26 protein-coding genes are annotated in these 22,137 nt (G+C 60.1%); 9 read left to right on the top strand and 17 right to left on the bottom strand.

Annotation, left to right across the window (positions count from 1 at the left end; genetic code table 11):
- Nucleotides 1-12: 12 nt before the first annotated feature.
- From aqpZ to CAF74_RS17985, 5 genes are all read right to left on the bottom strand, one after another.
- Entirely contained in the window at nucleotides 13-708 is a 696-nt protein-coding gene (aqpZ, locus tag CAF74_RS18005) for an aquaporin Z (RefSeq protein WP_085747186.1), read from the bottom strand.
- Between the two features lie 238 nt (nucleotides 709-946).
- Nucleotides 947-2,779: an ABC transporter ATP-binding protein gene (locus tag CAF74_RS18000; RefSeq protein WP_085747185.1), complete on the bottom strand. Its 1,833-nt coding sequence runs from the start codon at nucleotides 2,777-2,779 to the stop codon at nucleotides 947-949.
- Nucleotides 2,780-2,867: 88 nt separating this feature from the next.
- Nucleotides 2,868-3,431 (bottom strand): peptidylprolyl isomerase A, encoded by a 564-nt coding sequence (locus CAF74_RS17995; protein ID WP_007956541.1) that lies wholly within the window; start codon nucleotides 3,429-3,431, stop codon nucleotides 2,868-2,870.
- 3 nt (nucleotides 3,432-3,434) lie between these two features.
- The gene (locus CAF74_RS17990; RefSeq protein ID WP_085747184.1) at nucleotides 3,435-4,238 is read right to left on the bottom strand and encodes an alpha/beta fold hydrolase; all 804 of its coding nucleotides are present in this window, start codon (nucleotides 4,236-4,238) and stop codon (nucleotides 3,435-3,437) included.
- A 14-nt stretch (nucleotides 4,239-4,252) separates the two neighbouring features.
- Entirely contained in the window at nucleotides 4,253-5,176 is a 924-nt protein-coding gene (locus CAF74_RS17985) for a LysR family transcriptional regulator (protein ID WP_011332960.1), read from the bottom strand.
- A 49-nt stretch (nucleotides 5,177-5,225) separates the two neighbouring features.
- Here CAF74_RS17985 and CAF74_RS17980 point away from each other — a divergent pair, with 49 nt between their 5' ends.
- The 3 genes from CAF74_RS17980 to CAF74_RS17970 all read left to right on the top strand — a co-directional run bounded on the left by CAF74_RS17980 (nucleotide 5,226) and on the right by CAF74_RS17970 (nucleotide 7,395).
- Nucleotides 5,226-5,540 carry a hypothetical protein gene (locus CAF74_RS17980; RefSeq protein ID WP_011332961.1) on the top strand — a complete coding sequence of 105 codons (315 nt, stop codon included), beginning with the start codon at nucleotides 5,226-5,228 and terminating at the stop codon, nucleotides 5,538-5,540.
- A gap of 161 nt (nucleotides 5,541-5,701) precedes the next feature.
- A complete protein-coding gene (locus CAF74_RS17975; RefSeq protein WP_085747183.1) occupies nucleotides 5,702-6,301 on the top strand; it encodes an FMN-dependent NADH-azoreductase in 600 nt (199 codons plus the stop codon).
- Between the two features lie 212 nt (nucleotides 6,302-6,513).
- Nucleotides 6,514-7,395: a carboxylate/amino acid/amine transporter gene (locus tag CAF74_RS17970; RefSeq protein WP_085611579.1), complete on the top strand. Its 882-nt coding sequence runs from the start codon at nucleotides 6,514-6,516 to the stop codon at nucleotides 7,393-7,395.
- On the opposite strand, the gene CAF74_RS17965 is transcribed toward CAF74_RS17970, so the two are convergent.
- On the bottom strand, nucleotides 7,340-8,245 hold the full coding sequence (locus CAF74_RS17965; protein ID WP_007956547.1) for a LysR family transcriptional regulator: 906 nt from the start codon (nucleotides 8,243-8,245) through the stop codon (nucleotides 7,340-7,342). The genes CAF74_RS17970 and CAF74_RS17965 overlap by 56 nt on opposite strands.
- A gap of 169 nt (nucleotides 8,246-8,414) precedes the next feature.
- Between CAF74_RS17965 and CAF74_RS17960 the strand changes: the two genes are divergently transcribed.
- Complete coding sequence (locus CAF74_RS17960; protein ID WP_007956548.1) at nucleotides 8,415-9,056, top strand: hydrolase; 642 nt, start codon at nucleotides 8,415-8,417, stop codon at nucleotides 9,054-9,056.
- Between the two features lie 65 nt (nucleotides 9,057-9,121).
- Here CAF74_RS17960 and CAF74_RS17955 read toward each other — a convergent pair whose 3' ends face one another.
- Nucleotides 9,122-10,420, bottom strand: coding sequence for a mechanosensitive ion channel family protein (locus CAF74_RS17955; RefSeq protein WP_085747182.1), 1,299 nt, complete (start codon nucleotides 10,418-10,420; stop codon nucleotides 9,122-9,124).
- Nucleotides 10,421-10,611: 191 nt separating this feature from the next.
- Here CAF74_RS17955 and CAF74_RS17950 point away from each other — a divergent pair, with 191 nt between their 5' ends.
- Entirely contained in the window at nucleotides 10,612-11,952 is a 1,341-nt protein-coding gene (locus CAF74_RS17950; RefSeq protein ID WP_085747181.1) for a DEAD/DEAH box helicase, read from the top strand.
- A 63-nt stretch (nucleotides 11,953-12,015) separates the two neighbouring features.
- Here the strand turns inward: CAF74_RS17950 and CAF74_RS17945 are convergent, their stop codons facing one another.
- The 6 genes from CAF74_RS17945 to CAF74_RS17920 form a co-directional block, all read right to left on the bottom strand.
- Nucleotides 12,016-12,615: a hypothetical protein gene (locus tag CAF74_RS17945; protein WP_085747180.1), complete on the bottom strand. Its 600-nt coding sequence runs from the start codon at nucleotides 12,613-12,615 to the stop codon at nucleotides 12,016-12,018.
- A 12-nt stretch (nucleotides 12,616-12,627) separates the two neighbouring features.
- Nucleotides 12,628-13,212 (bottom strand): papain-like cysteine protease family protein, encoded by a 585-nt coding sequence (locus tag CAF74_RS17940; protein ID WP_085747179.1) that lies wholly within the window; start codon nucleotides 13,210-13,212, stop codon nucleotides 12,628-12,630.
- A 248-nt stretch (nucleotides 13,213-13,460) separates the two neighbouring features.
- Nucleotides 13,461-13,736: a hypothetical protein gene (locus CAF74_RS17935; protein WP_007956561.1), complete on the bottom strand. Its 276-nt coding sequence runs from the start codon at nucleotides 13,734-13,736 to the stop codon at nucleotides 13,461-13,463.
- Nucleotides 13,737-13,832: 96 nt separating this feature from the next.
- On the bottom strand, nucleotides 13,833-14,444 hold the full coding sequence (locus tag CAF74_RS17930) for a Fic family protein (RefSeq protein ID WP_085747178.1): 612 nt from the start codon (nucleotides 14,442-14,444) through the stop codon (nucleotides 13,833-13,835).
- Nucleotides 14,441-14,611: a YhfG family protein gene (locus CAF74_RS17925; protein ID WP_007956564.1), complete on the bottom strand. Its 171-nt coding sequence runs from the start codon at nucleotides 14,609-14,611 to the stop codon at nucleotides 14,441-14,443. The genes CAF74_RS17930 and CAF74_RS17925 overlap by 4 nt, the downstream gene beginning before the upstream one ends.
- Before the next feature lie 113 nt (nucleotides 14,612-14,724).
- Complete coding sequence (locus tag CAF74_RS17920) at nucleotides 14,725-15,459, bottom strand: thioredoxin family protein (RefSeq protein ID WP_085747177.1); 735 nt, start codon at nucleotides 15,457-15,459, stop codon at nucleotides 14,725-14,727.
- Between the two features lie 177 nt (nucleotides 15,460-15,636).
- On the opposite strand from CAF74_RS17920, the gene CAF74_RS17915 reads away from it, so the two are divergent.
- Nucleotides 15,637-16,029, top strand: coding sequence for a hypothetical protein (locus tag CAF74_RS17915; protein WP_007956567.1), 393 nt, complete (start codon nucleotides 15,637-15,639; stop codon nucleotides 16,027-16,029).
- A gap of 61 nt (nucleotides 16,030-16,090) precedes the next feature.
- Here the strand turns inward: CAF74_RS17915 and CAF74_RS17910 are convergent, their stop codons facing one another.
- The 3 genes from CAF74_RS17910 to CAF74_RS17900 form a co-directional block, all read right to left on the bottom strand.
- A complete protein-coding gene (locus tag CAF74_RS17910; protein WP_085747176.1) occupies nucleotides 16,091-16,960 on the bottom strand; it encodes a DUF6279 family lipoprotein in 870 nt (289 codons plus the stop codon).
- A 77-nt stretch (nucleotides 16,961-17,037) separates the two neighbouring features.
- Nucleotides 17,038-17,754 carry a TorF family putative porin gene (locus CAF74_RS17905; protein WP_085747175.1) on the bottom strand — a complete coding sequence of 239 codons (717 nt, stop codon included), beginning with the start codon at nucleotides 17,752-17,754 and terminating at the stop codon, nucleotides 17,038-17,040.
- Between the two features lie 216 nt (nucleotides 17,755-17,970).
- Entirely contained in the window at nucleotides 17,971-18,159 is a 189-nt protein-coding gene (locus CAF74_RS17900) for a hypothetical protein (RefSeq protein ID WP_016985943.1), read from the bottom strand.
- Nucleotides 18,160-18,510: 351 nt separating this feature from the next.
- Between CAF74_RS17900 and CAF74_RS17895 the strand changes: the two genes are divergently transcribed.
- The 3 genes from CAF74_RS17895 to CAF74_RS17885 all read left to right on the top strand — a co-directional run bounded on the left by CAF74_RS17895 (nucleotide 18,511) and on the right by CAF74_RS17885 (nucleotide 20,955).
- Nucleotides 18,511-19,347, top strand: coding sequence for a S1 RNA-binding domain-containing protein (locus CAF74_RS17895; RefSeq protein WP_085747174.1), 837 nt, complete (start codon nucleotides 18,511-18,513; stop codon nucleotides 19,345-19,347).
- A 45-nt stretch (nucleotides 19,348-19,392) separates the two neighbouring features.
- A complete protein-coding gene (locus CAF74_RS17890; protein ID WP_085747173.1) occupies nucleotides 19,393-19,797 on the top strand; it encodes a DUF2177 family protein in 405 nt (134 codons plus the stop codon).
- Between the two features lie 225 nt (nucleotides 19,798-20,022).
- Nucleotides 20,023-20,955: a DMT family transporter gene (locus tag CAF74_RS17885; protein ID WP_085747172.1), complete on the top strand. Its 933-nt coding sequence runs from the start codon at nucleotides 20,023-20,025 to the stop codon at nucleotides 20,953-20,955.
- Here the strand turns inward: CAF74_RS17885 and CAF74_RS17880 are convergent.
- A complete protein-coding gene (locus CAF74_RS17880) occupies nucleotides 20,900-22,081 on the bottom strand; it encodes an MFS transporter (protein WP_085747171.1) in 1,182 nt (393 codons plus the stop codon). The genes CAF74_RS17885 and CAF74_RS17880 overlap by 56 nt on opposite strands.
- Between the last annotated feature and the right edge of the window lie 56 nt (nucleotides 22,082-22,137).

Here is a 22,137-nt window from a genome sequence, read left to right as displayed (position 1 = left end):
TCGCCGACACCTTCAGCTGTCTTCCTTGCCCAGCCAGCGATAGAGCACGCCGCCAACCACCGCACCGAGTAGTGGCGCGACCCAGAACATCCACAACTGGGCGATGGCCCAGCCGCCAACCATCAGCGCCGGGCCGGTGCTGCGGGCCGGGTTGACCGAGGTGTTGGTGACCGGGATGGAGATCAGATGGATCAGCGTCAGGGCCAGGCCGATGGCGATCGGTGCCAGTCCTCCCGGGGCGCGTTTGTCGGTAGCGCCGAGGATGATCACCACGAACATGGCGGTCATCACCAACTCGGTGACGAAGCCGGATGCCATCGAGTATTTGCCCGGCGAGTGCTCGCCGTAACCGTTTGAGGCCAGGCCGGCAGCGATGTCGAATCCTTCCTTGCCACTGGCGATGTGGTAGAGCAGGGCCGCTGCCAGAATCCCGCCGATCACCTGGGCGATGACGTAGGCGGGCAGTTCCTTGACCGGGAACCGACCGCCGACGACCAGACCGACCGACACGGCCGGGTTGAGGTGACAGCCGCTGATGTGGCCGATGGCAAATGCCATGGTCAGCACCGTCAGACCAAACGCCAGGGCCACCCCCAGCACGCCGATTCCCAAAGGCGAAGACGCGGCGATGACCGCACTGCCGCAACCGCCCAACACCAACCAGAACGTACCCAACAACTCAGTGACTGAACGTTTGAAAAGAGACATGACAGAGTCCTTGATAGGCTTGCTATCGAGACTGCATCGAGTGGTGCGTCCCTGCAGACTTACGACAGGTTCCGTTCCGGAGCCTTGGCTCAGTACAGCAGGGTTTGTGCGGATTTCCAGCAGGCGATAAAAAACCGCCAGAGCCCGTGGTTGAAGGGCTCTGGCGGTTTTATCTCACGTTGATCGTTCCCACGTCGAGGCGTCGAACCGTCCGCGTGGGAACGATCAGAAGCGCGGTTCAGTCGATGCCGACAAACCCTCCCGTCTGGTGCGCCCACAGCCGCGCATACAATCCTCCGTGGGCCAGCAGTTCGGCATGGTTGCCGCTTTCGGCGACCTTGCCGTTCTCCAGCACCACCAGCCGGTCCATGCGGGCAATGGTCGAGAGGCGGTGAGCGATGGCGATCACGGTCTTGCCCTGCATCAGGGTTTCCAGGCTTTCCTGAATCGCCGCTTCGACTTCCGAGTCCAGGGCCGAAGTCGCTTCGTCCATGATCAGGATCGGCGCGTCCTTGAGCAGCACCCGCGCAATCGCGATCCGCTGACGCTGGCCACCGGACAGCTTCACCCCGCGTTCGCCGACATGCGCGTCGAATCCGGTGCGTCCTTCGGCGTCCGACAACAACGGGATGAACTCATCGGCGCGGGCCTTGCGCACCGCTTCCCAGAGTTCGGCGTCGGTGGCGTCGGGCTTGCCGTACAGCAAGTTGTCGCGGATCGAGCGGTGCAGCAACGAGGTGTCCTGAGTGATCATGCCGATCCGCGCGCGCAGACTTTCCTGGCCGACTTCGGCGATGTTCTGGCCGTCGATCAGGATCCGCCCGCCCTCGACATCGTAGAGGCGCAGCAGCAGGTTGACCAGGGTCGACTTGCCGGCGCCGGACGGCCCGATCAGACCGATTTTTTCGCCCGGTTTGATGGTCAGGTTGAGGTCGCCGATGATGCCTTTCTTCTTGCCGTAGTGAAAATCCACGTGCTCGAAACGCACTTCGCCACGGGCCACGGCCAACGGTTTGGCCTGCTCCCGGTCGGTGACGCTGACCGGTTGCGAGATGGTCTGCAGACCGTCCTGGACCATGCCGATGTTTTCGAAAATGCCGGTGACCACCCACATGATCCAGCCGGACATGTTGACGATGCGGATCACCAGGCCGGTGGCCAGGGCGATCGCGCCGACGCTGATTAGCGACTGCGTCCACAGCCACAGGGCCAGCGCCGTGGTGCCGACGATCAGCAGACCGTTCATGGTGGTGATGGCCACGTCCATGCTGGTGACCACGCGACCGGCCAGCTGGGCTTTTTCGGTCTGTTCCTGGATCGCCTCGCGGGCGTAGTGCTGTTCGAAGTTGGTGTGGGCGAACAGCTTCAGGGTGGCGATGTTGGTGTAGCCGTCGACGATCCGGCCCATCAGTTTCGAGCGCGCGTCTGAGGCTTCCACCGAGCGGTCCTTGACCCGTGGTACGAAGTAATAGAGTGCGCCGACGTAGGCCGCGATCCATGTCAGCAGCGGGATCATCAGGCGCCAGTCAGCCTCGGCGAACAGCACCAGCGAACTGATCGCGTAGATCAGCACATGCCACAACGCATCCACCGCCTGCACGGCGGAATCGCGCAGCGAGTTGCCGGTCTGCATGATGCGCTGGGCAATGCGCCCGGCGAAGTCGTTCTGGAAGAAATTCAGGCTCTGCTTGAGCACGTAACTGTGGTTCTGCCAGCGAATCATGCTGGTCATGCTCGGGCTCAGGGTCTGGTGCACCAGCATGTCGTGCAGGGCCAGGAAGAGGGGGCGCAGCAGCAATGCCACGACGGCCATCCACGCCAGTTCGGCGCCGTGCACTTTGAAGAAGTCTGCGTTCGGCGTGCCCTGGGCGAGGTCGATGATGCGGCTCAGGTAACTGAACAGCGCCACTTCGATCAAGGCACCGAACAGGCCGACGATCAGCAGGGCGGCGAAACTCGGCCAGACCTGCTTCAGGTAATAGGTATAGAAGGGCAGAACGCGGTCCGGCGGGGATGCCGTCGGGGCATCGCGGAATATGTCGATCAGTTGTTCGAAACGGCGATAGAGCATCAGATAACCGCCCGGAGCACGGGCTCTCCTTTTATCAGTGTGAGCGGCGTGACGTCAGGTCAGCGCCGCTCGATATGCCCTGTAAAGCTTAGTCGATGCGCTTGGCCGACTTGATGATCACAGGGTCGACCGGCACGTTTTGCATGCCCTGTTTGGTGGTGGTCTGGGAGTTGACGATGATGTCGACCACGTCCATGCCCTTGACCACTTTGGCGAACACCGCGTAACCGGCGTCACGGCCCGGATCGAGGAAGGCATTGTCGGCGACGTTGATGAAGAACTGGCTGGTGGCCGAATCCGGGTTGGAAGTACGAGCCATCGACAGGGTGCCACGAACGTTATGCAGACCGTTGCTGGCTTCGTTCTTGATCGGCGCCTTGGTTTCTTTTTGCTGCATCTGCTGGGTGAAGCCGCCGCCCTGGGCCATGAAGCCCGGGATCACGCGGTGGAAAATGGTGTTGGTGTAGAAACCGCTGTCGACATACTCGAGGAAATTCTTGGTACTGATCGGCGCCTTGACCGGGTCCAGCTCGATTTCGATCTGGCCGTTGGTGGTGTCTAGCAGCACGTGCGGCGCTTTTGCCGGTGTGGCAGCCATCAGGTTGGCAGCGAACAGCACGGTGCCGGCGGCGAGGGCGAGTTTTTTCAGCATGGGTCAGTGATCCTGAGGGTGATTATCGGCTGTGGCGAGGAACTCCAGCAGCGTTTGATTGAAGCGTTCGGGCTGATCGAGCGGGGTGGCGTGGCGCGAATCGGCGATCACCACCAGCCGCGCATGGGGCAGCAGTCTGACATAGGTTTCTTTCAGCGAAACCGGGGTGTAGTCCCGGTCGGCGCTGACGACGAGGGTTGGACAGGTGACCCGGGAAAGTCGTTCCTGAACCCCCCAGCCAACAATCGCATCGAAGCTGGCGAGATAAGCACGTTTGTCGTTTTTTGCCCAGCGCTCTGCCATCTTCTGACGCAAACCGGCCTGCTCCGGTTTGGGGAACAGCTTGGCGCCAAGGGCTTTGCCGATGGTGGCGAGGCTGAGCACACGCATCAGACTCCAGCGCTTGAACCACTGCCAGTAATCGTCGCGGGTACGCACCTTGACCTCGGGCGCGCTGTTGACGATGGTCAGGCTCTTGAGCATCCACGGCTGATCGACCGCAAACTGAAAGCCGATCATGCCGCCCATGGACAGCCCGGCGTAGTGCACCGGGCCGAGCTTCAGGTGCTCGATCAGGGCGACGATGTCGGCGCTGAAGCCGGCGATGCTGTAGCGCTCGTGGGGCTTGTCGGAGCGGCCGTGACCGCGCACGTCCGGGACGATCACCCGGTAATGTGCGGCCAGTGCGGGAATCTGCATTTCCCAGTCCAGGGTGCTGGAGCCCAGACCGTGAACCAGCAGCAACGGATCGCCGTGGCCATATTCCTCGTAGTGCAGGTTGCAACCTTCATGCTCGAAATACGCCATCGGTGAACTCCGTGTCAGGCTTGTTCGGGGGCGGCGAACGGTGCGTCCAGCGGCAGGGTGTCGAAGGTGCGCAGCAGTTCGATGAGGATTTGCGTCGCTGGGCCCAAGGGTTTGTCCTTGTTCGAATACAGATAGAAACTGGAGTTGCGATTGCCGCCTCTGTCCAACGGTAGCAGCTTGAGCGAGCCGTCTTTCAGTTCCCGCTCGATCATGTGGCGTGGCAGCCAGGCGAATCCCAGGCCACTGCTGACGAACGTCGCAGCCGTGGCGAGACTGCCGACGGTCCAGCGCTGTTCGGCGCCGAGCCAGCCAACGTCCCGGGGTTGCTGGCGGCCGGAGTCGCGGATCACCACTTGCATCTGGGTTTCCAGGTCCTGAAAGCTCAGTTCGCGGTTGAGCCGGTGCAGCGCATGATCAGGATGGGCGACGGCGACAAATTCGACATCGCTCAATTCCGCGCCAAGGTAACCGGGAATGCTCAGCCCGGTGATGGCCAGGTCGGCCACGCCTTCGAGCAGCACTTCTTCGACGCCCGACAACACTTCCTCACGCAGCCGCACCCGGCAGCCGCGACTCTGCGGCATGAAAGCGGTCAACGCGCGCACGATACGGGCGCTCGGGTAGGCGGCGTCGACCACCAGCCGCACTTCGGCTTCCCAACCCTGCTCCATGTGATGGGCGAGGTCTTCCAGCTGGCTGGCCTGTTTCACCAGTTGGCGCGAGCGGCGCAGCAACACGCCGCCGGCTTCGGTCAGCACAGCCTTGCGTCCATCGATGCGCAACAGCGGCACGCCGAGCTGATCCTGCATGCGGGCGACGGTGTAACTCACCGACGATTGCGAGCGATGCAGGGCCTCGGCGGCCTGGGCGAATCCGCCGTGGTCGACCACGGCCTGCAACGTTCGCCATTGATCAAGGGTCACGCGGGGCGCTTTCATCAATAGCTCCTCTTGTCCTAAGCTGGCGGTCCCTCATGGAGACTGCCGAATGAAAAAATTCTGTTGTGTGTTGCTGGCGCTGCTTCCGCTGACTGCGTTTGCGTACCCGATCGATGTGGAAAAGGACCTCAACGGCCTGAAGATCGACTACAACGCGTTCGACACCGATAACGACATCGGCTCCATCCAGGTCAACAACTACGGCGACGTCGACGCAACCTGCAAGGTGGTGTTCACCAACGGCCCGGAAGCGCCGCGCACCCGCAACATCGAAGTGGCCGCGGGCAAGCATAAAAACGCCACGGCCAAGTTCACCCGGACCATCATCAAGCTGCGCATCAAACTGAGCTGCACCCCGAAATAGCGTCACGGCCCTGTGGGGGGGCGGGCTCCCACAGGGTATGGCTTGCATCTAAACGAATTTTTCGATGCTTTGCAGCAATTATTTGCGCTTTTTCATCGATACGACACTGTTTAACCTTCACTCCATCGACTTACAACATTCTCGGATGGAGGCTACACAACATGTCCCGCGTTCTGATCATCGAAAGCAGCGCCCGCCAGCAAGACTCGGTTTCCCGTCAACTGACCCAGACCTTCATCAGCCAGTGGAAAGCGGCGCATCCGGCCGATCAGATCACCGTACGTGACCTCGCCGTGAACCCGGTGCCGCACCTGGACATCAACCTGCTGGGCGGCTGGATGAAATCCGCCGAGCAGCGCAACGACAGCGAACAGGCCTCGCTGGACCGTTCCAACGAATTGACCGATGAATTGCTGGCAGCCGACGTGCTGGTGATGGCGGCGCCGATGTACAACTTCGCCATCCCGAGCACCCTGAAAGCCTGGCTCGACCACGTACTGCGTGCCGGCGTGACCTTCAAGTACACCGAAACCGGCCCGCAAGGTCTGCTGAGCGGCAAGCGTGCCTACGTGCTGACCGCTCGCGGCGGGATCTATGCCGGCGGCCCGGCGGATCATCAGGAACCGTACCTGCGTCAGGTGATGGGTTTCATCGGCATCCACGACGTGACCTTCATCCACGCCGAAGGCATGAACCTGGGCGGCGACTTCCAGGAGAAAGGCCTCAACCAGGCCAACGCCAAACTGTCCCAGGTCGCTTGATATGTTAATCGCCAGATAATCGCCGATTGTTCTAGTGACTTGGCGCAACCCCTTCAAGGCTCTACGCGCATCGAACCTCCCTTTGCACTTGTTGCTCCTGAGTGCTGTAGCCCGATTGAACGCTTTAGCGAGATCGGGCTTTTTTTTGCCCGGGATTTAGCGATGGCCGGCAAAAACCGCTATCGTCGCCGCCATTCGAAATCGAGGCGAGCATGGGCTATCTACTTTTTGTCACGCTGATCCAGGCGTTTTCCTTCAGTCTGATCGGCGAATACCTGGCCGGTCATGTCGACAGCTACTTCGCGGTGCTGGTGCGGGTGGTGCTGGCCGGGCTGGTGTTTATCCCGCTGACCCGCTGGCGCTCGGTCGAACCGGCGTTCATGCGCGGCATGTTGCTGATCGGCGCGTTGCAGTTCGGCGTGACCTACGTCTGCCTGTATCTGAGCTTCCGCGTGCTGACGGTGCCGGAAGTGCTGCTGTTCACCATCCTCACGCCATTGCATGTGACGCTGATCGAAGACGCGCTCAACCGACGCTTCAACCCGTGGGCGCTGATCGCGGCACTGGTGGCGGTCGCCGGCGCGGCGGTGATTCGCTACGACCGGATCAACCCGGACTTCTTCATGGGCTTTTTGCTGCTGCAACTGGCCAACTTCACCTACGCCGCCGGGCAGGTGCTGTACAAACATCTGGTGGCGAAACACCCGAGCGATCTGCCGCACTACCGACGTTTCGGTTTCTTCTACCTCGGCGCACTGGCGGTGGCGCTGCCGGCGTTCCTGCTGTTCGGTAAATCCAACTTCCTGCCCGAAGCACCGCTGCAATGGGGCGTGCTGGTGTTCCTTGGTCTGGTCTCCACCGCACTCGGTTTGTATTGGTGGAACAAGGGCGCGTGCCTGGTCAACGGCGGCACCCTGGCGGTGATGAACAACCTGCACGTGCCGGTTGGGTTGCTGCTGAACCTGCTGATCTGGAATCAGCATGAAGAACTCGGGCGGTTGTTCCTCGGTGGCAGCGTGATTCTGGCGGCGGTGTGGATCAGCCGGTTGGGGATTCGCAAGCCGGCGCCAGTTGCCCCACCAGAAACTCGATAAACGCCCGGGTCTTCTGCGGCACCCGCCGGGCTGACGAATACACCGCGTTGATGGTGATTGCCGGGGCTTGCCATTCGCACAGCACCGGCACCAGCCGCCCGGCCGCCAGTGCCTCTTCGACGATGAAGTCCGGCAGCAGCGCAATGCCCATCCCGGCCTCGGCCGCTTGCGCCAGCAGGTCTCCGTTGTTGGCGTGCAACGGCCCGGTGACGTTGACCCGCTGGGTTTCCTTGCCGTTGCACAGTTGCAGGCTGACCCCGCTCTGCAGATAGCCGTAGTTCAAGCATTGATGTGAGCGCAGATCCTGCGGCGACTGCGGCGTGCCCGCACGCTCGAGGTAAGCGGGGGAGGCGACCATGATTCGCGGAGCAGGCGCCAGTTGCCGGGCGATCATGGTCGAGTCGGGCAGGCTGGCGATGCGGATGGTCACGTCGAACCCGCCGCGCACCGGGTCGACCTGCTGGTCGCTGAGCACCAGTTGCAGCTCGATGTTCGGGTGCTGCTCGTGGAACAGCGGAATCAGCTTGCCCAAGCGCCGCAAGCCGAACGACATTGGTGCGTTGACCCGCAACACACCGCGCAATTCACCCACCCCGTCTCGCGCCCGCTGCTCGGCCTCGTCCAGCGCCGCAATCACTTCCCGCGCCGCTTCGAAATACTCCGCTCCGGCCTCGGTCAGGTGCAGGCTGCGGGTGGTGCGTTGCAGCAGTTGCACGCCGATGGCTTCTTCCAGCGCCTGAATCTGTTTGCTGACTTTCGAGCGGGGCACGTCCATGGCCCGGGCGGCGGCTGCAAAGCCGTTTTCGCCGACCGTCACCACGAAGGCGCGCATGCATTCGATGCGATCCATGATTGTCCCCATTTTAGAATCAATGATTCTCAATTTTAGGTAATTGTCCCTTTATCGGCTAGCCCCTAAAGTGACATCCAAGCCGAGACAACAACGCCGAAGACGGCCAGCCACTCGACTCACTCATTACCCAATCGAAACGCTGAATCGACATCAAAAGGAACGCGCCATGTCTATCCGTGAACTGCTGAACCCAACCAACTCCGCCCTGATCCTGATCGACCACCAGCCGCAAATGGCTTTCGGCGTACAGTCGATCGACCGCCAGACCCTGAAGAACAACACCGTCGGCCTGGCCAAGGCTGCCAAGATCTTCAACGTGCCGACCATCTACACCTCGGTCGAAACCGAAAGCTTCAGCGGCTACATCTGGCCGGAGCTGCTGGCGGTACACCCTGAGCAGAAGCCGATCGAACGCACCTCGATGAACTCCTGGGAAGACAAGGCGCTGGTTGACGCAGTGAAGGCCACCGGGCGCAAGAAGCTGATCATCGCCGCGCTGTGGACCGAGGTCTGCCTGACCTTTCCGGCCCTGGAAGCCCTGGCTGAAGGCTACGAGGTGTACATCGTCACCGACGCGTCCGGCGGCACGACTAAAGAAGCCCACGACATGTCGGTACAGCGGATGATTCAGGCCGGCGCAGTACCGGTGACCTGGCAGCAAGTGCTGCTCGAATACCAGCGTGACTGGGCGCACAAAGACACGTATCAGGCGGTAATGGATCTGGTGCTGGAACACAGCGGCGCGTATGGCATGGGCGTCGATTACGCCTACACCATGGTGCACAAGGCACCGCAGCGGCAGGCCTGATAAATAGGAAAGACAAAAAAAGACGCAACCCGGGTTGCGTCTTTTTTTTGCGTTTGAAGAAAGCGTTACATCAGATGTTTTTCGGCTTCCGGAATATGGCTCGCACCAAGAACTGCCGGCAATATTCCGGAACGCAAATCCCCACCGCTCGGCTGCTGATACAGGCTCAGCCCGAACTCCGGCAGCACCGCCAGCAGGTAATCGAAAATATCCCCCTGGATCCGCTCGTAATCGGCCCACACCGTGGTGGTGGTAAAGCAGTAGATTTCCAGCGGAATGCCCTGGGCCGTGGTCTGCATCTGGCGGACCATGCAGGTCATGTTCGGCTGGATCTCCGGGTGGCTCTTCAGATAGGCCAGCGCGTAAGCGCGGAAGGTGCCGATGTTGGTCATGCGCCGGCGGTTGGCCGACATCGCCGCGACGTTGCCCTGCGCCTCATTCCAGGCTTTGAGCTCGGCTTTCTTGCGGCCCATGTAGGCGGTCAGCAGGTGCACCTGGGAGAGTTTTTCTTCTTCATCGTCGCGGATGAACCGCACACCGCTGGCGTCGATGAACAGGCTGCGCTTGATCCGCCGTCCGCCGGACTGCTGCATGCCGCGCCAGTTTCTGAACGACTCGGACATCAGGCGCCAGGTCGGGATCGAGACGATGGTCTTGTCGAAGTTCTGCACCTTGACCGTGTGCAGGGTGATGTCGACCACATCGCCATCGGCGCCGACCTGCGGCATTTCGATCCAGTCGCCGACCCGCAGCATGTCGTTGCTGGTCAGTTGCACGCTGGCAACGAACGACAGCAGGGTGTCCTTATAGACCAACAGGATCACCGCCGACATCGCACCCAGACCCGACAGCAGCAACAGCGGCGAACGGTCGATCAGGGTGGCGACGATGATGATCGCGCCGAACACGTACAGAACCATTTTTGCCAGTTGCACGTAACCCTTGATCGAGCGGGTGCGGGCGTGTTCGGTGCGGGCGTAGATGTCCAGCAGTGCATTGAGCAGGGCGCTGACCGACAGCAGCAGGAAAAGAATGGTGAACGCCAGCGCGACGTTGCCGAGAAACACCATGGCGGTCTTGCTCAGTTCCGGCACCAGATGCAGGCCGAACTGGATCACCAGCGACGGCGTCATCTGCGCCAGGCGCTGAAACACCTTGTTATGCCGAAAGTCATTGATCCAGTGCAGTGCGGGCTGGCGACCGAGCATGCGACTGGCATGCAGGATCAGGTAGCGCGCCACTCGTCCGAGGACCAGCGCGATCACCAGCAGCAGGAGCAAAGCCAGGCCGGCGTGCAGGAGCGGGTGCTGTTCGAGGGTACCCCAGAGGTCTTGGGCGTTGAGCCAGAGCTGTTTGAAATCCATGAGCGAGACGATTCTTCTGTAAGACGCGACGGGCGATTAGAGCATTTAAGACGCTGTGTATTACCGTTGGAGACAAATCGAGCAACAAAAAAGCCACTGATTACGGCGTATTTCATAAAGAAACTCGGCCTGAGCGCTCGAAACCGGTAACCTATGCAGCTGATTTTTTGCATATCTTCGAGGTAGCACCCGTGTTTTCCCAATTCGCCCTGCACGAACGCCTGCTCAAAGCCGTGGCCGAGCTGAAATTTGTCGAGCCAACGCCTGTGCAAGCCGCGGCCATTCCGCTGGCGCTTCAGGGGCGTGACCTGCGGGTGACGGCGCAAACCGGTAGCGGCAAGACCGCCGCTTTCGTCCTGCCGATCCTCAACCGCCTGATCGGCCCGGCCAAGATTCGCGTCAGCATCAAGACCCTGATCCTGCTGCCGACCCGCGAGCTGGCCCAGCAGACCCTGAAGGAAGTCGAGCGCTTTTCGCAGTTCACTTTCATCAAGTCCGGCCTGATCACCGGCGGTGAAGACTTCAAGGTCCAGGCTGCCATGCTGCGCAAGGTGCCGGACATCCTGATCGGCACCCCGGGCCGGATAATCGAGCAACTGAACGCCGGCAACCTCGACCTCAAAGAAGTCGAAGTGCTGGTGCTCGACGAAGCCGACCGCATGCTCGACATGGGTTTTGCCGAAGACGTGCAGCGTCTGGTCGACGAATGCCCGAACCGTCAGCAGACCATGCTGTTCTCCGCCACCACCGGCGGTTCCGGCCTGCGCGAGATGATCGCCAAGGTGCTGAACAACCCTGAGCACCTGCAGCTCAACGCGGTCAGCCAGCTGAACGACACCACCCGTCAGCAGATCATCACCGCCGACCACAACCAGCACAAAGAACAGATTGTGAACTGGCTGCTGGCCAACGAGACCTACCAGAAGGCCATCGTCTTCACCAACACCCGGGCCATGGCCGACCGCATCTACGGTCGCCTCGTCGCCCAGGAATACAAGGCGTTCGTGCTGCACGGCGAGAAAGACCAGAAGGATCGCAAGCTGGCGATCGACCGTCTGAAGCAGGGCGGCGTGAAGATCCTGGTGGCTACCGACGTGGCGGCCCGTGGTCTGGACGTTGACGGCCTGGATCTGGTGATCAACTTCGACATGCCACGCAGCGGCGACGAATACGTGCACCGCATCGGTCGTACCGGCCGTGCCGGCAACGACGGTCTGGCGATCTCGCTGATCTGCCACGGCGACTGGAACCTGATGTCGAGCATCGAGCGCTATCTGAAGCAGAGCTTCGAGCGCCGTACCATCAAGGAAGTCAAGGGCACCTACGGCGGACCGAAAAAGGTCAAGGCCTCGGGCAAGGCCGTCGGCGTGAAGAAGAAAAAGACCGACGCCAAGGGCGACAAGAAGAAAACCGCCGCCAAGACCCCGACCAAGCGCAAGAGCGCCAACCGTCCGAAACCAGACTCTCTGGTGAGCAGCGATGGCATGGCTCCGCTCAAGCGCCGCAAGCCGGCAGAGCCAGCGGCTGAGTAAGTCGTTTCAGGCAGGCAAAGAAAAACCCGGACATGGTCCGGGTTTTTTTATCGCCAGGGTTTATCAACTGCCCAGCAGGCCAGTGGTGTCGGCATCAAAGCGCCGCTTGGCCTGATCGGCTATCGGTTTGAGCTGCGCGAGCAGAGCTGCCTCGCTGTACAGCCCGGGCAGCGCCGACTCCTTGGGCGTCGGCTCGATCGGGATCAGCACATCTTCACCCGCCGCGTGCAGCCAGATCGCTACAACGTGCAGCGCCGAAACGAACAACACTCGCAGCTCAACGGTTTTGCCCTGCAACTGTGGCGATTGCTCGGCCAGTTTCAGCGCATCGACCGTAGCGGCCGCCAGGTTGCCGTGGTTCAACGAGGCGAACTCGACGTGACCGCGGACTTCGGCCAATTGCGCATCGGCAATCGACACACCGTCGGCAAACACCAGGTAATGCCAGTCACCGAGCCGGGCGTCTTTCAGGCCTTTGCCATCGCTCAGATCTTCCAGGCTGAGCGAGTAGCCGCGATAGGCCTCGCTCAGGCTGATTTTCGCAGGCGCCGCACTGGCGAACTGGTGATTGATGCCAAAGCCCTGGGTTTGCAGCGCGGCTTGCAGCACCGGACGCAAGGTCTGTACGCCGTTGGAAGGCGCCTTTGGATAAGTCAGTTGCATGATGTCGCCCTCCTAGTTTTTCGCCGTGAAGTAAGTGTGAGTCCAGTTGCCGCCACCGTTGTAGGAGCCGGGGAACGCGTTCAGTGCGCGGGTCGAATAGCCGTAGATCGAATCCGCGATCAGCACATAGTTGCCGTTGGTGCCATAGATCGCCAGAAAGTGCGCACCGCCGCCATACCAGGCGCAACGCAGGCCGACAGGGCGGCCCATGTTGATCTGGTTCTGGATGGCCGACATCTGCAACGAACCCTGATTCATCCCGTTGTAGCTGCGGGTGGTTTGCAGGGCCGAATCCAGATAGCCGTAGACGTTGCACGGCCCCGGCTGGCTGCAGCAATTGCGGTCCAGTTGGGTGCTGGCCACGCCGCACTGCGTCCAGGACCCGGTGCCGTAGTAATTGCCGACCGAAGCGGAAACCGCCGCCCAGCACCAATTGGTCTGGGTCTGCTGCTGCATCGTAAAGTTGAGACTCGAGGCAGCCAGGGCCCTGGCCTGTGGGGCCGCTTCGACCTCGACCAGTTGCGGGTCGAGCAGATGGCCGATCAGACATTCGGGCAGGGTGTTGCCAGTGAATGCCGTTGTTTCAGTGGTTAACATTTTTCAATCCTCCATGAATGAAAACAAACGTTCCGCGTTTGCGGGATAACGGTATTGCCGAGCGATCGGTGTTCAAGGGTTGCCATCTCCGATGGCCGGTTCCGATCAGGCTCGGGGTAACCCTAGGTCTGAATATGCATTTGTGCAAATAACAAAATGCACTAATGCAAATATCCGGACAGAAGAATGCAGGCTTTTGTATCGATCCAGCCTGATCGATGCAAAGCCTGCCGTTGCCTGAGCCGGTGTTATCCCTCGGTTTTTTTCTCCGCCGAACCCAGCTCTTTCAAGCGCTGATCGATCAACTGGCATTTGTCCGGCAGATCGGCGGAGGCAGTGCCCAGGTCCATTTTCTGCAACTCGGCGTTGATCTCCTTCGCCTTGGTCGGGTTTTGCTCGGTGAGCTTCGCGACTTCCTTGGCCAGTTGCTCGCGTTTTGCGGTGGCTTCCTCCGGCGTACAGGCCCAAACGGGCAGGGCGCAGGCGAGCGTGGCAGCGAGGGTGAGCTTGAGCAGGGTTTTCATGGGGGCAGGCCTCAGTTCCGGTTAAGGCGGGTTAACCGGTTGAGGGTTCTGGCTAGCGAAAAGTTCACTGCGACTGGCGTTGGGGGGATGCCTTGTTCAAAAGTCGACCTCGGCAATTGAAATGCCTATGCATCGGTTGAATACATCGACAAGAAGATCGTCATCACCGTGGTAGGAGTGAATACATGCCTTGATCCATTCGTCTTGATCGACCATCCCCCAGTCGATGAGATAACCGGCGTTGAAAATGATGTATTCAAACAGGATGCGCTGGGTTCGGCCATTTCCTTCCCTGAACGGGTGAGCCACATTGAGAGTGCCATACGAAGCGGCGACTGCTGAAACCAGTTGTTGACGGGAAAACCCTTCAAACCACCCAGCGTCCGCCATTTTCGAAAGTTCTCTTGCGACTTCACGCTCAATGTATTCCGGGCTGCAAAATCGCGTACTGCCTTTACTGATCGCCAGTGTCCGGATTTCGCCAGCCCATGGATAGATCGCTTCAAACAAGGTGCGGTGCACCCGTTTTAACGTTGCAAGGCTGTAGGGAGGAGGAATGAATTCCAAACGCGCAGAGGCGACTTCATTGATGTAGCGTTCTGCTTCATCCAGGTCTTCGGCGTTGCGTAAGTCGAGCAAATTGACAAGAACGTCAGTGCCCGGATAACAATCCGGGGCTTGGTCAGAACCGTATTTATCGTTGCTCAAGCTTTCAAGAGCTGGACCGCTCTCAAGGCAGCGGCCCTGGTGGGAAGTTTGATATCGCCATCAGTCGGAGATGGAACAAAGCCTTCCAGGCGCAGACTGGCCGCGAAATTGGCTCTGCGTTGCTTCGCGAACCAGGCTTTCTTGGTTTGCAGACTCAGCTTTTCCATATCGGCCTCTTGATGCGGGAATGCGCCAATTATAGTCGAACGAAGCCGTGACGGCTCGTTCGACCTAGCATCGCACATCCTGCGGCACCATTGAACCCGTTCACGCAGACGGGCTACCCATCATGGCAGCAACTGGATTTTGCGGCGCCGTCATAGCGGTCATGGTGCCGCACCCATTCCATGATCTCGTCCTCGTTCCGGCCCTTGGGCGTGAGGTCGAGGTAGTTGTAGGCACCGACCAGCAAGTCCAGGCCTCGCGCGTAGGTTGAGTAAGTGTGGAAAATCTCGCCGTTGTCAGCGCGATAAAACACGCTGAGCCCGGGCATTTCTTCCTCGGCGCTGTCGGTCTTTTCGTAGTTGTACGTAGCTTTGCCAGCGTCGACATCCTCAGCACGGGCGCACACGCCAAAGTCGTAGTTGAAATCGCAGCCGTCCGACGACACCCAGTCGAATGTCCAGCCCATCCGCCGCTTGAACGCCTGGAATTCGGCGAACGGTGCGTGGGACACCGCCACCAGCGCAATGTCGTGATGGGCCAGGTGCAGGTTGGCGCCGTCGATGTGGTCGCTGAGGAATGAACAGCCCGGGCAGCCTTCCTCCCAGCCCTTGGCGAACATGAAGTGGTAAACGACGAGTTGGCTGTGTTTGCCGAACAGATCGGCAAGTTTCAACTCGCCGTTCGGGCCCATGAAGCGGTAATCCTTGTCGATCTTTACCCAGGGCAGGGCGCGGCGTTTGGCGCTGAGGCGGTCGCGTTCTTTGGTGAAGGCCTTTTCATCGGCCAGATGCTGCTTGCGGGCGGCGAGCCATTCTTCGCGCGACACCACCGGATGATTCTCAACGTTCATGATGATTTCTCCTGCGGGGGTTGAAACCGTCTGTCTCAGACTAGTCGTTCAACCACCCGGGAAATCGACAGACCGCCGGTCGGTCGGGGCGCCGAATAATCCTGAACGGTGGCGCAACGCTCCGGTCACAACCTGTGAACGCGCCAAAAAATCACGCGCACCGGAGGTTGAATCAGGATGACGACTTATAACTGGGATTTGATTGAACGCCTGCTGCATGAAGTGCAGAACGGCGCGGGCCACAGCTTTGCGCCACGGTCTTTCGCCGAAGACTATGCGGCGGAAAAAGCGGCGGCGGGCGAGCCGATCGAGAATCTGGATCACCTGAAAACGCTCGCCTGCGACTATGAGCAATTGTTGCTGTTGCGCGGTTACATCCAGCCCCGTGGCGAAGACGAGGGCAGCACCGGCAACAACTTCAGCCTGACCCCGCGCGGTTCCAGTCTGTTGAGCCTGATCGACAGCAGCATTCCCGGCAATGATCATCCGCGCGAAGTGCTGGATGATCAGGAAGACGCGCTGGATGAGCTGACGTTCGATGAGGTAGCTTCCAAAGCGCAGATCGCCTGAGGTTTGCACAAAAAAATGTGGGAGCGAACGTGCTCGCTCCCACATGGGTTTCGCAGTGGTCTCAGCTTTTTTGTGCGGCCTTCAGGCACTTCAAATCATTGAAGTCCTTGCGCACTCCCTCGATCTTTTTCAACAGGCGCTGGCGCTGCTGCGGCGTACTGTCGGCCATCAGATCGACGAACAGCGAACGGGCCTGCGCCTCCGTATTGGCGTAGGCCTTTTGGTAATCCGCTGTCCATAACCGCTCGCGATTGACCAGAAGCGTCTCGATCCGTTGTGGGAATTCGGGACTGTTGCGTTGCGCCACCGCCGCGCTGAACTGCTTTTGCCAGTGGGCGCGGTTGGCGATCCACTGGGTGTTCTGATCACCCAGGGCGGTCGACCAGGCCATCACCCGCTGTTCCTGCTTGGCGCTCAACGGGCCGAGCCAGTCGTTGAGACGCTTGTCCATGCGCGCGCCACGTTCGGCAATCTGCTGTGACAGCGGAGGCTTGAGGTATTCCTGCTGACGCTTTTGCAAATCCTTGGCAAAGGCGTCGTTCATTTCAGCAACCTGCCGATCATCCAGCCCTTGCAGCAATTCAATCGCCGACGGAGTGATCTCCCGAGCGGTTTCGGCGATCGCCTGCTTGGCTTCTGCGGTGCGGGCCTGGAGCGCGGCGTCGGTGACCTGATTGGTCTCCACCATGGTTTGCAGGCGATCGAGCCAGTCGAGATAACCCGGCAGTTGCGTGGTGCAGTGCCAGCTCAGGTGTTCCCTGAGGCGTTCGTTGAACCAGCCTTTCTGCTCGCCGTTCATGTCCAGGTAGTCGCTGAGCGTCCACGGAATGATCACGTCGAGATTGCGATAGGCCAGGCCGACACGGCTGCAGGCGCCGAGGGCGAGGGTCAGGATCAGTAGAACGGCGAGGCGTTGGAACCAGCTAGACATGGGCGAGTCCTTGCGAAAGCCAGCCTTGAGGGTCTGATGCTCATGTGAACGCAGGATGGCCCCGGCAGTTCAGCCAATCAATAGAACGCGCGTTCGGCCTTGAGCGTGACCAGCCCGTCGCACTGACTGTTATGCCCGGAATAGGCTGAGCAATCGCTGCCGCTGAGGCTCGAATTGCTGTAGATCAGGTCGAGGTCGATGCCCATGAACGGCCGGGAAAATTTCACCGACCAATCGGTAAAACTGCTGACATAACCCCCGTCCACCGAGACCGGCGTATTGAGCTGATGGGTGGTGTATTTCATGCTGATCCCGATGCCGAACGGCTGATTGCCGCCCAGGTCGGCAAACAGGGTGTTGTTCTGTTTATCCGGGTCGTTGCTCAGGGCGATGCCGATCCGGCTGCCGAGCAAGGTCAGGCCACCGAACAGTTCCTGGCTGTCGAGGGTGTCGACCTTGGGATAGCTGTAATGGATCATCCCGACTTCGTAGCCGAGGGTCTGATCGAAAGGTTGTTTAAAGCCGACGTAGGAATCGATTTCGAGATTCTTCCCCGGCGTGAGGCCCATGCTCGGTGCGTACTGACCGACATACAGGCCGCTGTCGTGGCTCAGGTCCAGGCCGCCGTGGAACGAGCCGACCGCCGAAGGCTTGACCAGCCCCTGGGCCATGCTGCGGCTGGGCGTGGTGCCGAGCTTGAGGTCGAAGTCACCGAGCTCACGCTGGAAAATCTGCGCGTGCGCCACCGGGCTCGCCAGCAGGCCTACAAGCAATAAACAGGAAGATTTGAGCATGCGTCACTCCTTGAGCAGCGAGCGCAGGTGCGACAAACCTGCTGAAACGCTTGATCCAGACGCGTGCAAGGATACCGGCGAATGATCGGCATCGAGGGCCGTTCGTCGATTTTTGCAGTTTTGAATGTTTGATTAAACGTAAGAGAGGTCTTGCGAGGGATCCGGTCCAGACGCTTCGAAGCTCAAAGCGCCTTTGGACAGGTGTGCTGCGGGGTGTTACTTCTTGCCCAGGCTGATCTGCTTGGACGGGCCGAACGTCTGGCCGCTGACGCCCTTGGCAATTTGCTGGATCTCGCCGCCGGACTTGAGGAATGCCGCGATCTGATCGTTGATCGATTCGCTGGTTTCAACGGCTGGAGCTGGCTTTGCTTTGCTGGTGGATGCTTTTACACGCATGGCGGCCATTAACCTGTAGAAAAGTAACTCGGCCAGGCATCGTACAGGAATAACTTGACAATTGCTTGGTAAATATCCCTCGGAATAACCCAGCGTGCAGGTGGATTATTCTCGATTAATTATTCGAAATATCCCGCTAACCTGCTGTTTTAAATAACAACATTTATTCGATTTGAGGATGCTGGCCGGCCTCGGGATCGGGCAAAAGCCGTCACGCTGGCCTGACGAGTGGCGCGCGTGCGGCGCGAAATCCAGGAAAATCAAGGCCTCCCGCAGATTTTCACTCGGCCGTCCGATCTGGCGACCGACGAACCCGGCAAAACCGGGTAGAATGCCGCCCACGCAATGAGGGTATTGGAAATGGCTTTAGTCGGGCGTTACAACAGTTTGCAAGTGGTTAAACACACTAACTTCGGTTTATATCTGGACGGCGGTGCCGACGGCGAAATTCTTTTGCCCAACCGTTATATTCCTAAAGATATTCCCAGCGAAGATGAAGACTGGCTCAATGTTTTCATTTATCTGGACAGTGACGACAAACTTATTGCCACCACTGAAAAACCAAAAGTTCAGGTCGGTGAATTTGCCAGTTTGAAAGTTGTTGAAGTCAACAGCATCGGCGTGTTCCTCGACTGGGGCCTGCCGAAGGATCTGCTGCTGCCTTACTCCGAAGAAAAACGCCAGATGACCGCCGGCGAGTACTGCGTGGTGCATGTCTACCTCGACAAGCACACCCGCCGCATCACCGCGACCGCGCGCCTGGATCGTTATCTGGACAAGACCCCGGCCAACTACAGCGTGGGCCAGGAAGTTGATCTGCTGGTGGCCGAATCCACCGACATGGGTTTCAAGGCCGTCATCAACAACAAGCACTGGGGTCTGATTCACAAGAATGAAATCTTCAAGTTCATGCGTTCCGGCATGCGCGAGAAAGGCTTCATCAAGGAAGTGCGCGCCGACGGCAAGATCAGCCTGAGCCTGCAACCGGTGGGGCAGGAAGCAGCCAGCAGCCTGAACTCGAAGATCCTCTCCAAGTTGCGCGAAAACGATGGCACCCTGGCCGTCAGCGACAAGAGCGACCCGGCGCTGATCAGCAGCCTGTTCGGTGTCAGCAAGGGCAACTTCAAGAAGGCCATCGGTTCGTTGTACAAGGAAGGCAAGATCGTCATTCACGCCGATCGCATTGAACTAACCTGAGCCTGACGTGGCCCATGTTGCATGGGCTTACTTGAGGTCGGGCAGATGAAAAAACCACTGATTGCCTACGTCGCCACGCTGCTGACGTTTCTTCTGCTCGACGGCGTCTGGCTTGGCGTGCTGATGGCGCCGACCTATCGCGAACTGCTCGGTTCGCTGATGCTCGAAAAACCGTTGCTGGTGCCAGCAGCGGTTTTTTATTGCCTGTATGTTTTCGGCTGTGTGGTGTTCGTGGTGTTGCCGTCGCTGACCTGGCAACGCGCCGCCCGGATGGGAGCGCTGCTCGGGCTGGTCGCTTATGGCACCTATGACCTGACCAACTGGGCGACATTGCGCGGCTGGTCGGCGCAGGTGTCGCTGATGGATTGGGCTTGGGGGACGTTCGCCACGGCGCTGGCCTGTACGGTCGGATTTGTTGTGGCCAGCCGGTTTGGCAGATCAGCTCGTTGATCTTGGTCGCCTGACCTGACGCCATCGCTGGCTTGCCAGCGATTGACGGCGCAGTCGTCAGCCATTCTCCGCTGACGTTGCAGGAGCATGAAATGTCTTTTCCAGACGGCTTTTTCTGGCTGACTGGTTAATAATCCACTCACTACTTTTCGCCCCGGACAAAGAGCCGGGGCTTTGTTTGACCATTGGAAAAGCTGCCATGTTGTGTGTGTTAGAGGTGTCGAGGTGAGCGTCAGTCGGCGCAGTGCCGACGGGTTTGCCCTGCAAGTGATGATCGGCCTGTGCCTGATCTGGGGCGTGCAGCAGGTGATGATCAAATGGGCGGCGACCGACATTGCGCCGGTGATGCAGGCGGCGGGGCGGTCGGGGATTTCGGCGCTGCTGGTAGGACTGCTGATTTGCTGGAAGGGTGGTTGGGATCAGGTTGGCAACACTTGGCGCGGCGGCTTGCTGGCCGGTGCCTTGTTCGGGCTCGAATTCCTGTTCATCTCCGAAGGCTTGCAGTTGACCACGGCGGCGCACATGTCGGTGTTCCTCTACACCGCGCCGATCTTCACCGCGCTGGGCGCGCATTTTCTGTTGCCGAGCGAGCGCCTACGACCGGTGCAATGGGTTGGGATCTTCCTCGCATTTGTCGGGATTGCCATTGCGTTTGCCGGCGGCGTGTCGTGGGACAACCTCGACCGCCGGATGTTGATGGGCGATGCCCTCGGCGTGCTGGCCGGTGCCAGTTGGGGCGCGACCACCGTGGTGGTGCGCGCCTCGCGCCTGTCCGAGGCGCCGGTGACCCTGACCCTGTTCTATCAACTGATCGTCGGTTTCATCGGCCTGTTGCTGATCGCGCTGCTCAGCGGCCAGATCACCCACGTCAGCCTGACCGTCGTGGCCGTGGGCAGTGTGCTGTTCCAGGGACTGGTGGTGTCGTTCTTCAGTTACCTGACCTGGTTCTGGCTGCTGCGCCGTTATCTGGCGGCCAACCTCGCGGTGTTTTCCTTCATGACACCGTTGTTCGGCGTCACGTTCGGCGTGGTGCTGCTCGGCGAAGAACTGAGCCTGAACTTCATCATCGGCGCCGTGCTGGTGTTGCTCGGCATCACCTTCGTCAGCGCGGAACAGTGGGTGCGTCGGCGTTTGCGCAAAGCCCTCGGTCAGCCGTAACCGATTTGCAGGCCAGACCGCCGGCAATCAGCAGACCGCTGCCGGCAATCACCAGCGCCGGTTGCAGGCCGCCGCTAAAGTGGCTGCTGACCGCCGCCAGCAACGGCCCGCTGAGCTGACCGACGGCGAAGCACGCGGTGAGCAGGCCGGCGTTGCGCTGAGTGGCGTGGGGCGCCAGTTCCCGGGAGCGTTGCATCACCAGCTGCATGCAGGCCAGGAACGGCGTGCCGCACAGGATCACACCGAGTGCCAGGCCGAGGCCGCTGCCCAGCAGGCAAGCGAACACACCGGCGGCTTGCAGCCATAACGTCGCCATCAGCCAGTGCCGGGTGGTATCCGGATCGTGCCGACGCAAACTCACCAGAAACACGCCAATGGCGGCGCCGAGGCCGAAGCACGGCCAGAACAGATCGGCCTGCCACTGCCCGTGAAACTGCGCGTTGGCCATCTGTGACAGAAACGTGGCCGGGATGATGTAGCCCACGCCATACAAGGCATACACCGCCGCCAAGCGCCCAATGCCACGATTCGATGAACTCACGGCAGCCGGCACGACCGGCACACCGACGCCCGGTTGCGGCAGGATCCGCACGATTCCCAGCAACATCACCAGCGCCACGGCGGCATAGATCAGCCACAGAGTCGCGGAAGTCTGCTGCGCCAGATGTGAGAACAGCGCCAGCAATCCCGTCAGAAAAATCCCCAGCCCCGGCCCGGCAAACACCAGCGCGCCCAATCGCGGACGACCCGCCGCCGCAGCCAGCGGCTGACTCAACGCAGTAATCATCACCAGCACCCAGGCACTCGCCACACCGGTACCGAAGCGCAGCAACAAATGCGACCAGAAACCGTTGGCCCAGAACGACGCCAGCGTCAGCAGCACACACAACCACAGGCCGCCGTGCAGGCGCCGCTGCACCTGATCAGGCCGGCGGGAAAACATCGCATCCACGGCGCCGAGCAGGTAACCAAGGTAGTTGGCCGCCGCAATCAGACCGGCGGCGGTCAGGTCGATCTGGCCTTCGCTGAGCAGGTGCGGCAGTTGCGGGGTGAGGGCGAAACGCCCGATGCCCATGGCCATCATCAGGGCAATGAAACAGGCGGATAAGCGAATCAGCGGTGACATGGTCTGAATTCCGTTGCAGGTTCAATGACCGTCAGGCTAGGACTGATTGACTTTCT

It is taken from the genome of Pseudomonas sp. R45(2017), assembly GCF_002112305.1.
GTDB classification, from domain to species: Bacteria; Pseudomonadota; Gammaproteobacteria; order Pseudomonadales; family Pseudomonadaceae; genus Aquipseudomonas; species Aquipseudomonas paraglycinae.
Note: the sequence above shows the minus strand (reverse complement) of the source record. Positions and strands in the feature narration are given on the sequence as shown.